Annotated in this window: 5 protein-coding genes; all 5 read left to right on the top strand. The window is 65.1% G+C overall.

Annotated elements, in window-relative coordinates; genetic code table 11:
- Positions 1–82 precede the first annotated feature (82 nt).
- Entirely contained in the window at positions 83–6,292 is a 6,210-nt protein-coding gene (locus Q0R16_RS09375) for a hypothetical protein (protein ID WP_295635468.1), read from the top strand.
- Positions 6,292–9,501, top strand: a complete 3,210-nt coding sequence (locus Q0R16_RS09370; protein ID WP_295635465.1) for a CHAT domain-containing protein — start codon at positions 6,292–6,294, stop codon at positions 9,499–9,501. Before Q0R16_RS09375 ends, Q0R16_RS09370 begins: the two co-directional genes overlap by 1 nt.
- Positions 9,502–9,594: 93 nt before the next feature.
- Positions 9,595–10,542 (top strand): type II CAAX endopeptidase family protein, encoded by a 948-nt coding sequence (locus tag Q0R16_RS09365; protein ID WP_295635462.1) that lies wholly within the window; start codon positions 9,595–9,597, stop codon positions 10,540–10,542.
- Between the two features lie 569 nt (positions 10,543–11,111).
- Complete coding sequence (locus Q0R16_RS09360) at positions 11,112–11,864, top strand: protein phosphatase 2C domain-containing protein (RefSeq protein WP_295635459.1); 753 nt, start codon at positions 11,112–11,114, stop codon at positions 11,862–11,864.
- Entirely contained in the window at positions 11,864–13,741 is a 1,878-nt protein-coding gene (locus tag Q0R16_RS09355; protein WP_295635456.1) for a serine/threonine-protein kinase, read from the top strand. The genes Q0R16_RS09360 and Q0R16_RS09355 overlap by 1 nt, the downstream gene beginning before the upstream one ends.
- Positions 13,742–13,933 lie beyond the last annotated feature (192 nt).

The following is a 13,933-nucleotide window of genomic DNA, read 5'->3' as shown; positions in this document are numbered from 1 at the left end:
GACGGTCAACGCGAAGACCATTGCGCAGCTCGATACCGCACAGGCGGGCAGCGATGTCGCGATCACTGCCGATGCAATCTCGGTGGGCACGCTCATCGCCGGTGGCAACGCGACGCTCACCGCGCGGAACGGCCCGCTGCTGCTCGTTTCGGGCACCGTGACCGGCAGCGCAACGCTGACCAAGAACGGCACTAGTTCCGCCGACGAGTTGCGCGTGGGCAGCCTCCTTGCCGGCAGCGGCCTCCGAGCCGGTAGCGCAACGCTCACCAGTTCGACCGCAATCCGCGCCTCGACGATCACCACCACCAGCGGCGCGCTCACCGTCAATGCCACAACCGATATCAGCGGATTCCCGACCGGCGCCGAAGGCGCGCTGCCCCTCGTCACGACGGGCACTGTGCTCAACGCGAACTACGCCGCGCCCGACCTGACCGCGGCGACCACGCTGCAAGTGACAGCAATCGGCGGAGCGCAGTTGGGTACGCTGTCCGGCACCAATGTGTCGGTCCAGGCCGCCGCGTTGACCGTGCAGAGCGCCAATGCCACCGGCACGCTGGCGCTAACCGCAACCAAGGGCACGCTTTATCTCGGCGATGCAACCGTCACCGGCAATGCCACGCTGATCAAGCAGCAGACCGACCCAGTCGCAGCCCTCGCCAGCGCTGCCGGCAACGAATTGCGGCTGGGCGGCACGCTCACCGCCGGCAGCGCTACGCTGACCAGCGCAACCGGGATCAGCGCCAATACGGTCGCCACGACCGGGCTGACCGCGATCACCGCCACCGGCGGCGTCCTTTACGGCACGGTAAACTACAACACGGTCAAAGCCGCCAAGCTGACCGTGCGCGCGGATAGCACCGTCACCGGAACGACTACCAACACCGGCAACGCCACGATTGCCGCTGATGCTGCCAGCACCGATATCGTCAGCAAGCTCGGCGCAATCCAGCTCGGCACGGTCACGACGACCGGCACCGGCCAGGGCATCACGCTCAACGCAGGCACCGACGTAAGCGGGATCGGAACTCCGACGACAGCCGCCCTTTCCGCCACCGGTTCGGTTGCGATAACCAGCGGCGGCGCCACCCGACTTGCCAGCGTCACCACCAGCGGCACCGGCAACATCACCGTGAGCGCGGGCATGGCCGCCAGCAATGGCGCAATCGCGATCGGCACCGTCAACGCCGCCGGCGGCGTGATCCTCGATGCACTCGCCAACCAGGCCGGGGGCGGCGCGATCGATCTGGGCACCGTTACGGCGGCCGGATCGATCACGATCTCGAACGTCCTGCGCGATTCGGGCGCGGGCCAGGGCTCGATCACGATCGGTTCGGCCAAAAGTACCGGCGGCGACCTGGTGGTCGATTCTGCGCGCGACCTGAACTTCACGACTTTGCTGATGGCAAATGCGACCGTCGCGGCGCGTGCGCGCGGTGTGTTGACAGGCGCCAGCGCTGTGGGCGGCGAAGATGTCGCGATGAGCGCTGCATCGATCTCGCTAGACAACGCGACCGCCGGCGACGACGTGGCTCTCACCGCCACCAGCGGCGCACTGTCGCTCGGCACGGCGAAAACGACCGGCGCGGGTGCCAACACCCGCGTTGTGGCGTTCACCAACCGCAACCAGATCCTGTTCCCCGCGCCCGACACATTGGCCGGCGGCAGCATCGATTTGAAATCCGGCACCGCGCTGGCAGTCAGCGGCGCATTGAGTGCGACGGGATCGATCTCCGCCACCAGCACCGGTTCGACCGCGACGCTTGGCAACGCAGTAACCGCGGGCAGAGACTACACCGTCAGCGCCGCCGGCAACGTGATGTTGGGAGGGGCTTCGGCCACCAGCCAGTCGGCCAAGGGTGCCGTTCGCGTGACCTCGACCGGCGGTTCGATCGGCCAGGGCGCCGGCGCGCTGACGCTCACCAGCAACAGCGACGGGGTTGGAACCGAAGCCCTGACCTTGAGCGCCGCCACGGGCATCGCGCTCGACACCATGCCCGGTACCGGCATCAGCATGGTGTCGGGCGGCACCGCATTGCGCGAATCGGCGATCGTCGCATCGACCACTGCGGGCGGAATCGCGCTCGGCACGGTCAGCGGCGCCAGCCTTGCCGCCACCAGCGCCGCCGGCTTCACGGCCAGCGGCCCGATCACCGTGGGCAGTGGCACGATCGCCGATCCCGACGTGATGAACGGCCCCTCGACGTTGTCCATCAACGCAGGCAGCGGCGCGATCACCACGCAAGCAATCACCGTCGCGGGCAGCGACCACGATGCCCGACTGCGGACCGACGGCGCGATCAAAACCGGCGCGATCAGCGTGGCGCGATCGCTTTTTGTGACCGGCGCATTTTCGTTCGAAGCGCCCTCGTTGACCACAACAAGTGGCTCCGCCACGATCGTTGCCGGATCGCCCACAACCATCGCCAATGCGTTTACGATCAGCGGCCAGACCAACGTGGCTACCGACTTCACGGTCTCGGCGGGCAACGGTGCGATCCTGCTGGGAACCGTGACGACCGATTCCAAACTGAACCTGGGCGGTGGCTCGGTCACGGTGACGGGCAGCGCAAGCTCGGGCAACACGGTTGCCAGCGGCACGACCACGACGATCCAGGCAAGCGGCGCGGTGAATTTCACCGCACCGCAAACGCCCGGAACCCCGCTGAGCGAGGTTTCGAGATCTCGCGGCGCCACTCTCATCCTGGCGGACACGCTGACCGCGACCGGCGCGGTCGACGCGGATACTGCGATCACCGTCAACACCAAGGGAGCGACCGATGTCGGTTCGACCGCAGCAGGAACTGCGCTGTCGCTGACCGGTAATGGGATCACGGTCCGCGGATTGGCGATGTCGGGCACCACGACCACGCTCAACGGTGGCGCAATCAGCCTGGGTTCGGCCATTGCAAAAAGCACGTTCACCGCCACCGGTTCGGCGCTGACGGTGACCGGCGCGCTGGCCTCGGGGCCCGCGCCCGCTGAGGGCAGTCCGCCGGTCTCGGGCAACACCACTACGATCAACACCACCGGCGCCACCACGCTCGGCTCGGCGCTGTCGCACGGGGCGACGCAGATCACCGCGGGATCGCTTACCGTAACCGGGGCGCTGGCGTCGGATACCGCGATCACCTCGTTCACCAGCGGCGCGACCATGCTCGGATCGACCAGCGCGGGTACGTCGCTCGCGCTGACCGGTGACACCGTCTCGATTGGCGGTACAGCCACGGCAAACTCTTCGTCGCTGACGCTGACGGGCAATGCGATCACCGTGGGCGGCGCGGCCAGTTCGCGGACCACGTCCACGCTGACCGGCGGCACGATCAAGCTGGCTTCGATCACCGCCGGTACTACGCTGACCGCCAGCGGCAGCGCGATCACCGTGACGGGCGCGGCCAATTCGGGTGCGCCCGACGACACCGACACCTCCACGACTTTGACCTCAACGGGTGCGATCAGCCTCGGTTCGACGCAATCGGCCGGTGCCACAAAGATCAACGCTGGTAGCTTGACCGTGGTCGGCGCTCTTAACGCCGATACTTCGATCATCGTTCGCAGTGCGGACACGATTTCGTTGGGGTCGACCACGGCGACGAAAGCCACACTCGATCTTGGCGGCAAGTCGATCAATGTCACGGGTGCGGCCACTTCGGGCACATCGACCACGCTCAATGGCACCACGATCAGCCTGGGCTCGGTCATGGCCGGCAGCACGCTGACCACCACGGGTGGCACGCTCACCGTGGCAGGCGCGGCCATGTCTGGCGCAACCGGCGCCACGGGCACGACCACCATGATCACCGCGCAAGGCGCGGTCAGCCTCGGCTCTTCGCTCTCGCGCGGCGCGACGCTGATCAACGCCGGATCGCTGGCAGTGGCCGGCGCGCTCAATTCCGATAGCGCAATCACCGGGTTCACTTCGGGCGCGACCATGCTCGGATCGACCAGCGCGGGTACATCGCTCGCGCTGACCGGTGACACCGTCTCGATTGGCGGTACAGCCACGGCAAACTCTTCGTCGCTGACGCTGACGGGCAATGCGATCACCGTGGGCGGCGCGGCCACATCGGGCACGTCCGCAACGTTGACGGGTGGCACGATCGCGCTCGGTTCGGTGATGGCGGGCACTACACTGACGGCAAACGGATCGTCGATTTCCGTAACGGGCGCGGCAACATCCGGCGCGCTCGGGGCCAGCGGCACCACCACGGCGCTTACGGCGACTGGCGCCATCAGCCTGGGTTCATCGAACTCACGTGGAGCCACGCAAATCAGCGCGGCTTCGCTGGCGGTAACCGGCGGGCTCAATGCGGATACAGCGATCACCAGCACGACCAGCGGGGCAACGACGCTCGGTTCGACCAAGGCGGTAACATCGCTGACGCTGACTGCCAGCCCGCTGACCGTCAATGGCCTCGCGCAATCGGGCACGGCGACAACGCTTGCTGGCGGCGCGGTCGCGCTCGGCGCGGCAACTGCGGGTACGACCTTTACCGCGGTCAACGCAACGAACCTGACGGTCACGGGCGCGCTGACTTCGGGCACTGTTCCGGCAACAGGCACGACGACCTTGATCAAGGCGTTGGGGGTGGTCACCCTGGGTTCAGCGCTGTCGCATGGTGCAACGGACATCAAGGCCGGCGCGCTTACCGTGACAGGTGCGCTGGCCTCGGATACCGCGATCAAGACGACTACCGGTGGCGCGACCAGCCTTGGATCGTCTTCGTCGCTGGGCGCGACCCAGATCGATGCGGGATCACTGATGGTGACTGGAGCGCTTATCGCCGGCACCTCGATCACCAGCACCACTGGCGGCGCCACCACGCTCGGCTCGACCAGCGCAGGCACAACTCTGACGCTGACCGCGGGCACGATGACCACAGGCCCGCTGACCGTGAACGGCAGCGCGCAATCTGGCGGGGCGATGGCGCTTGCTGGCAGCGCGATCACGGTCAGCGGCCCGACGACGGCGGGCACCACGCTTGCGGCCACGACAGCCACAGGCGATCTTACGCTGGTTGGCGCGACGAACGCAGCCGGCGCGGTGACGCTCGACGTCAGGGGTGTGGCCAAGCTCAACGCCGTGACCACGCCGGCCGCCGTCACGCTGACGGCGAGCGATGCCGTGCTCGGCGGCACGATCGGCGCCTCGATAATCACCATCAACGATCGCAGCACGGCCGACAATCCGCTGCAACTGGGGGACAATATCGCGGTCCCCGGCGGCTTCGCGTTAATCAGCTCCGAGGTCAACTTGCTCGCAGCACCAAGTGTGGTGTTCAACGCCGGGACCGTTTCGGGGCCAAGGCTACAGAACGTCGCAATCGGTGACCTGCCGATCACAAACACAACGATTACCAGTCTGGTTGTCAACGCGCTGCAGCGCATCGACATCACTGGCGCACTCAGTTCGGCTTCGACGAAGCTGACCGCGCTGCGGCTTGGCGGAGTGGCATCGAGTTCGACGACCACGCCGGCCAGCCAATTGGCAACGGTCTTGCGGATTGCTGCAAAGGCCGATGGTTCGGGCGGCAAGATCAACCTCGCCAATGTTGTACTCGATCTCCAGGCGACTACGATCGGTGCGGGCCAGGATGCTGGCTTCCTCGATGTGCTGGGCGTGAAGCCGGGTAGCAATCAGACACTGTCAGCCAGGACCGCAGTCAACAGCGCGGCCAGCTCACTTTACAATGCGAACAGCACGTTTACGCCGGGCGGCACCGCCTATGTCCAGACGCCGACGGCGCCAGTTCTGATCGCCGCGCGCATGGTCAATATGACTTACAGCAACTTTGCACTCGTGCAGAACACAGCGCCGAGCGGATCGTTCGGCGGCGTGATGATCGGCACGGCTACCCCGATTGCCTTGCAACTGGTTGGCAGCGGCGGCGTTGCCGGGCCATTCGAGATGTTCGGATCGATCAACGGCAACAACGACACCTCAGCCGCTCTGGCTGCGCCGACGATTACCCCGATCTCGATCGATCGGACGACAGCGCGGTTCAATGGCTGCCTGATCGGTTCGGGCGCTGGCTGCCTCAACACCCAGATCACTACACCTTCGCTCGATGCGATCGATCAATCGCGGACCGGGTTGGTGCTGCCCAATCCCGATTTCAAGCTGCCGTTCAACCCGCTCGTGGGCACCAACAACGATTCGCTGTTCGGTGACGTGGGCAGCATCGGGCTCGGCGACTTGCCGATCGCGGCGATCGATTGCCCCGAGGGTGACAAGAGCTGCGGCCCGCCGAAAACGAGCGGCGCGCCGATCGAAAAGCCGGAAGGTAAGAAGTGATGCGCGTAGGCCCCACCATATCCTCGCTCAAGCCGCGCACCTGGCGCCTGCGGGGGCGAAATGCCCTCCTTGCCTCGCTGTCGGGCGCGGCGCTGCTTGCCGCTCCGGCGCCGGCGCAAGCGCGGGCGGTCGACTTGCCCGACAGCCTCGAATTGGGGCGTGACGGCAACGGCGATCCCTGCACCGCCACGCGCTTCTATCGCGATTCGACGGTGCCGGACGATTTTGCCGTGCGCTATTCGGTCACCTGCCGTGGCGCCGCCGAAAGCCGGTTCCTGGGGATCGCGCGCGCGATCCAGCTTTCGGACGCTGCCAAGCTAGATGCCGTGCTCGATTGCAGCGCGGCAAGCGAAACCGCGCTTCCGGGCTTCGGTCTGGCGCGCAGCCGGCAATGCTACGACAAGCAACTTGGAACCAAAACCGTCGAAACACGCGTTCAAGCGCGCGGTCGGCTGTTTGCGGTCAGCATCGTTCCGGCGGCGCAAGGACCGGGCGAAGAACTGATGCGCATAATCGCGCGCGTATCCAAGCCCAATGCCGACCGCGGACGCAAGGTCGAACCGGTCGTTCAGATCAAGGGACTGGCGGATGCTCCAGCGGGCGCGGCTTCGGCCATGGCTTCGGCAGCCGACGCGCGCGTTGCGCTCGATCAGGGCCTGCGCTTCATCCGTACCGGGCTCTACACCGAATCCTCGCGCGTGCTGAACAATGCGCTAAGCCGCCTATCGACCGACACGCCCGTCGAAACGCGGATCGAACTGCTGATGGCGGTTGGCCTGGCGGATTCGAACTTGCGTTATTTTGCTTCGGCGAAGTCGGATTTCGAGCAGGCAAAAGCTCTGCTGATAGGCAATACCGGATTGCCGGCAGCCGGATCACTGACGCGCAAGCTGCGCGCTTACGTAGCGCTCGACCAGCTTAACCAACGGCAATTCAGCCAGGTCTCGACAGCATCGCTGGCCGCGGCAAGCGATCCCACGTCTGCCGACCCTCTGATGGATCCAGCCACGCTGCGCGCGCTCAACCAAAGCGCGGCGGGTGCCGGCAACGCGACCGATTCCGTCGTCAACAGCCCCGATATCGCAGCGCTCGATCAATTGTTGATCGATACGCAGGCGTCCTGGGCACGCAGCGTCGCATTGTTGGGCGAAAACAAGCCCGAGGAGGCGCGCGCCGCGCTGCAGGCCGCAGACCAATCGCTTGCCGCATTGCGCGCGCAGCGGATCGACCCGAGCGCGTTCGTCTACATCGATTCGCGGATCGAGCGGCAGCGCTACAAACTGCTGCTGCGCGAGGGCAAGCGCGACGAGGCCATTGCCGCGCTAGACAAGGCCATCGCCATCCTCAAGCAGGCCGAAAGCAGCGGCACGGTGGGGCCGACGCTGGCGCAGGCGCAGATCGAACGCGCCGATGCCGCAGCCCGCGCGGGTGCGCCACGCGCGGCGGTGCTGATACAGTTCAACGCCGCAGTAGACACGCTGATTGCCGCCGATGCTTCGGCGATCGAGCTGCCGCCGGCGATCGAGGATTATCTCGACCTGCTGGTTGCGGATGCCCGTACCAACCCGACAGGCTCATCGCCTGCCCGGTTCTTCCGCGCGCTGCAGGCCGTGGGCGATCCGGCGATCGCGCGCAGCTTTGCGCAATTGCGCTCGTCCGTTACCGCCGACCCCAAGATGGCCGCGAAGATCAAGGACAAGCTGGATTACGAGCGCGAGATCAACCGCTTGTCCAACCAGATCAACACGGGTTCCGATTCCGCATCGGCCAAATCGTTCGAAGCACAACGGTCGGAACTGGAGAACAAGCTGCTTGCGGTTCGCAACGAATTGCAAGCGAACAATGCGTACAATGCGGTCGATGATACGCCCGCAACCATCGAAGATGTACAGAAGGTGCTCCGGCCGGGCGAGGCGTATTACAAGCTTTCGGGCGTGCGCCGTTTCGCCTTCGGCATCCTGATCGACACCAATGGCGCGCAGATCTTCCGCGTCGCGCAGCCGCTGGCCACGCTCAAGTCGTTGTCGGCAAAGCTTCGCTCGACAATCGATGGCGACGGTACAAGCGCGAACCTGCCGGCATTCGGAGTTGGGCCGGCGTCTGCTCTTTTTCAGTTGATCACGGGGCCGGTCGGGGATCGCATGCTGGCGGCGAATGCGCTGATCGTCGATGGCTCGGGCCCGCTCGAAGAACTGCCGATCGGTGTGCTCGTCACCAACAAGGACAGCGTCACGCGCTATATCCAGTCGCTCAAGACCGCGCCGGGTGAGCGTTACAGCAAGGTCGACTTCCTCGCGCGCAGGCTTTCGATTTCGAACGCACTGTCACCGCGTTCGCTCATCGTCTCGCGGCATTCGGTCGAATCGGCAGCGCCTTATCCGTTCATCGGATTTGCCGAGCACGCGCCGGTGCCGACCGATGTGGTGATTGGCGACAAGTTCGTGTCGATCGGCAATGGTTGCAGCGTCGATATCGAGGCGATCGCCGCCAGTCTTCGTTCAACCAACCCGATCCCCGCGCGAGAGCTTGATGAGGCCACCGATGCGCTCGGCGTCAAGGATGCGCCCAAGCTGACCAGGCTCGATTTCACCGACACTGCGATCAAGGCGCGTACCGATCTCTACAAATTCCAGGTGCTGCATTTCGCCACGCACGGGGTGAACGAGGGTGTCTACGGTTGCGACGGTCGTTCGCCGCCAGGGCTGGTCACCTCGCTCGGTGGCAAGGGATCGGTGGCGTTGCTGTCGTTCGACGATATATCCAGGCTCAAGCTCGATGCCAACCTGGTGGTGCTCTCGGCTTGCGAAACAGCCAGCAAGATCGGCGAAGCATCCAATCTTGCAGCCGGACAGGGCCGCGAAGGCGGGAGTAACAACGCTTCGCTCGAAGGTCTGGTTCGCGCGGTGCTCACGGCCAATGCGCGCGCGGTGCTGGCCACGTACTGGCCGATCTCGAACGCTGGCGAGAGCGAACAGTTGATCTCGGCGTTCTATGGCGCGGCGCGCCAGGGCACGATCGGCGATGCGCTCAAGACCGCGCAAGCCGAACTGATCGCCAACCCTGACAGCTCGCATCCCTATTTCTGGGGCGCGTTCTTCTTGGTGGGCGATGCGCAGAAGCCTTTGCTGACTGGTGCTGCGCGGGCGCAAATGGTGCAAAAGTCGGATGCTCCCAGCACCGCTCCGGCTGGCAAGCAGGCGGTGAGGTAGGCAGGTAACGCGGTTGGCAGGCAACACGGTATTCAGGTAACAGGGGCGCCGATCGGCTTCGGTCGGGCCAGCCAGGGCGGGAGACGGATCGGGATGGCCAAGGCCGAGGCCAAAGCCGAGGGGGGTGGTGCTACTTCTGCCAGTTCGGGCAGATCCGCAGCCATGCGACCGATCGGCGCGATGTGGGGGTGGCTGGCGCTGGTCGTCGGCATCGCCGCTGGTGCAAGCTGGGTCCCCGCAGCCCTGAAATTGAGCGCGCGGCTCCCGGCGGCCGATCCCGGGCCGGCAACCAGCTTGTTCAATTTGCTGGTGTTCGGTCCGTTGATCGCAATCGGGGTGGTGCTGGGCCTGCTGTCACGCCAACCGGTACTCCGGGCAGGTGCCCGGCCGCTACTTTGGACATTGGCTGGCCTGGCATGTGGGGCCATTGCCATCCTTTCGACCACCGGTTTCGCGTGGCTGAGCGGGGGCTTGCGCCCCGCGCTCCAGCCGGCGGCCTCTGTTCCGGGACTGATCGCGCTCGGCGTTGCGCTGACACTGTTACAGTCTGGCGCAGAAGAAGTGCTGTTCCGCGGGTGGCTGCAGCCTGCGCTGACCATGCGAATCGGTGTCCCGGGTGGTGTGCTGGCATCCGCTGTGGTCTTTGCCGGGTTCCACGCGATTTCGGCCATTCCTTCGTGGATCTCGGTTGTCAATCTCGTGCTTGGCGGGTTGTGGTTCGGCTTGCTTGCACTGCGCAGCGGGGGAATTCTGGCACCCCTGGCCGCGCATTTTGCTTACAACGTGATCGAGGATTGCGGGCTCGGGCTGGTACCGAATGGCGGCCCCAACGGGAATGAATGGGTGGGTCCGCTCGGCGCGCTCCACGATCTTGACCTGGTCGGCTCGCCGCTTTGGGGAGGTGGACCCGAAGGTCTCAACGCCAGCCTCGGCTTGACCGCGGCGTTGGTCGCGATGATCCTGCCCTTGCTGGCACCGCCGGTTCGACATCCGGTCCCTGTTGTGATGCGTGGCCCCTTGCCGAGCCATCGGCTGATTTGATGCGCCTTATGCGAACGGTGCTGTGCCGTGACCTTCAGAGTGCTGGGGCGTGCGCGTGGTCTGCTGCCACCGCCGTAGCCAAATCTGAAACGGCACGCGAATCAACCGTGACATTCGGCCGGCGCATCGCCCAGGCACCACCCGCTGCCACAACGAGTATCAGTCCAGACACCAGCCACAGCCTGAGCGCCGCCACTGTGGCCAACGGAAATTCGTCACACGGCGGTTTCATGGCAAATGGCGCAGCGACTTCGGGTGCATCGATCTGGGTTCGAGGCCAGCTTCCGGGCCAGCTCCCGGGCCAGGCTTCAAGTTCGATCGAATTGTCATCTACCGCCCCCATCCACCTTTCACAACACCGGCCCGCCTTTGCGCAATCTGCCGTGCGATCGCGCACATGCAGGCCAGTGTTGTGAACCTATAACCCGGCTTTGAGAAGTCATGAAGCTGTGCTTTAAGAGCTGGGTTCGCGTGCGGGGGATGCGCATGTCAATCAATTCACGCATGTTTCGCGACCGCCCGATTGCAAGCCTTCGGGCCGCGCCCGCCCCGCGCTCGGCGACAGAGGCATGAGCTCGGGCCTGGGACACGACAGCCGCACCCATGTCGGCAAAGTCCGCAAGGAAAACGAAGACGCATTCTGCAGCCGCCCTGGCAAGGGCGTGTGGGTGGTCGCCGACGGTATGGGCGGCCACGCCAATGGCCGTTTCGCTTCGCAAACGATCGTCGAGGAAGTCGGCGCGATGGGGGTAACCGGGGAAGCGGACGTATCGCTCGATGACATGTGCGATGCCGTCGCCGATGCCATTGCCCGTGCCAACGCCACGATCAACGCGCGCGGCGTCGCCACCAAGCAGATGGGATCAACTGTCGTCATCCTGGTGGCCGAGCAGGATCGGTTCGCGGTACTGTGGGCGGGTGACAGCCGCGCCTATCTGTTGCGCGGCCAAAGCCTTCTGGTGCTGACCCGTGATCACACCCAAGTCGAGGACATGGTCCAGCGCGGCTTGATGACCATCGAAGAAGCTGCAAAACACCCGATGAAGCACGTGCTTTCGCGCGCGGTTGGCGTTAACGCCACGGTCGAGCTCGACGGTATCCGCGGCACATTCCAGCCGGGGGATGTGATACTGTTGTGTAGCGATGGGCTTTCAAGCGTCGTCCCCGAGCAGGACATCGCCGCGATTCTGAGTGCAAAAGGGCTCGAAGCCTGCGACGATCTAATCGCCGCCAGCCTCGATCGTGGCGCACCCGATAATGTAACCGTGACGCTGGTCGCGCCGGGGCAATCCCGCAGGCCTGCGATCGAGGGAGGTCAGTAATGAGTGGTACCGACGGCACGCCCCCATCTGGTTCGGGCGCCGAAGAACAGGGTAAGGGTGATCCGACCCCGCAGGATTCAGGCGCTCCTGATTCCAGTGGCCCCGCATCCAATGGCCCCGATTCCGATCGCACCGTGATCACGCCTGCAGCGCCGGATGCGGACAAGACCGTGATGCGGACGAGCCAACCGGCTCGCGAATTGCGTTCGCTGCAACCGGGCGACGTGCTCAACCACATCTTCGAAGTGAAACGCCTGATCGGGCGCGGCGGGATGGGTGAGGTCTACGAAGGCGTCAACGTCAACTCGGAAGAGCGTGTGGCGATCAAGGTGATCCTGCCGCATCTCGCCGCCGATCCGCAGATCCAGGCGATGTTCCGCAAGGAAGCCCGCACGCTGACCCGGCTGAGCCACCCGGCGCTGGTGCAATACCGCGTACTGGCGCAGGAACCCGAACTGCAATCGTTCTACATCGTTACGCAATACGTCGATGGCCGCAACTTGTCCGACGTGCTCGGCACGATCGAAGCGTCCGAAGCCGATATGCGCGGGCTGCTGGTCCGGCTTGCCGAAGGCCTTGCCGCCGCGCACTCGCTTGGCGCCATCCACCGCGATATTTCGCCCGACAACGTGATGCTCGAAGACGGTCGGCTCGATCGCGCCAAGATCATCGACTTCGGCATCGCCAAGGATCTCGACGCTTCCACTGGCACGATCATCGGCACCGGGTTTGCGGGCAAGCTCAACTACGTCGCGCCCGAACAGCTCGGCGACTACAACCGCAACGTCGGGCCATGGACCGACGTTTACAGCCTTGGGCTCGTGATCCTGGCAGTCGCGCGCCGGCGCGACGTCGAAATGGGCACGAACCTGGTCGAAGCGGTCGACAAGCGCCGCGCCGGGCCCGACCTTTCGCCGATCCCTGCGCGCCTGCGCCCGATCGTCGAAAAGATGACCAAGGCCAACCCGTCGGAGCGCGTGCGCTCGATGGAAGACGTGATCGCGCTGGTCCAGGGCGCGGCCGGCGCGGCCGCCGGTGGTGCGCGGCAGGCCCAAGCCAAGGCCCAGGCCGCGGCCGGCGGTTCCAGCCGTCGCAATACGATGATCGGCGGCGGCGTGGCCGCGGCGCTGGTGCTGGCAGGTGGTGTGTATTTCCTGACGCGGCCATCGGGCGATTCGGCCAATGTCGCCAAGTCGGTGCTGACTGCGGGTCTGGGTGGTGCGCGCTGCAGTTGGCTCGACGTGCTCGACGCCAAAAGCAACGGGGGCAAAGTCGATGTGTTCCTGCGCGGGGTTGCCGGCGCGCCCGACGAGGTCAAGGCATCGATCGGCCGGCTGCTCGATAACCAGGGGCTGAAGGCCGGCACGCTCGACTTCAACGATGTGTTCGCGATCGGGCCCAATTACTGCACCGCGATCGATGCCTTCCGCCAGATTCGCGATCCCAAGCAGCACCGCATCGACGTGTCGCAACGCGAATACGTGATGGGCGTACTGGGCCAGGGCGCCGACAAGGAAGCCGGCAAGCGCGGCTCGCCCGTCGTCATCACCGTAAACACGAACGATATCGACGGCGAGATCGCGCTGGCCGGGATCGAGCAGGACGGCAAGATGACGCTGATCGCGCGCTCGAAAGCCGACATCACCAGCGCTGGCGAAATGACCTCGCCCGGGGTCTACCAGTTCACGCTCAACACCACCGACGCCGGCTGGAAGGGCGTGGTCATGCTGTGGGGCAAGGAACCGTTCGACGAAGCGCAGCTCGACGGTGGCAACGATGTCCACAACGATGCCTGGTCGGGCCGCTTCCTTGGCGCCGCGCGCAACGGCAACTGGAAGTCCGACATGATCTGGTATCGCGTGATCGACAACAAATAGGTCAGCACTGCGGCACGAATGGCTAAGGACGGCGATCTTTGGCAGGATTCGGCCATTCGCCCACGCACCGCCGCAACAACAGCGCATTGCTATAAAGTATTCAAATCACTTGGGTTCCCAGTCGGAATTCAACTTCAAACCTTGCTGCGCGGAACACACCAACGCGAACCAGGTCGTGAGCAATCAGTCGAA

It is taken from the genome of Novosphingobium sp., assembly GCF_025351285.1.
In the GTDB taxonomy this organism is placed as follows: domain Bacteria; phylum Pseudomonadota; class Alphaproteobacteria; order Sphingomonadales; family Sphingomonadaceae; genus Novosphingobium.
Note: the sequence above shows the minus strand (reverse complement) of the source record. Positions and strands in the feature narration are given on the sequence as shown.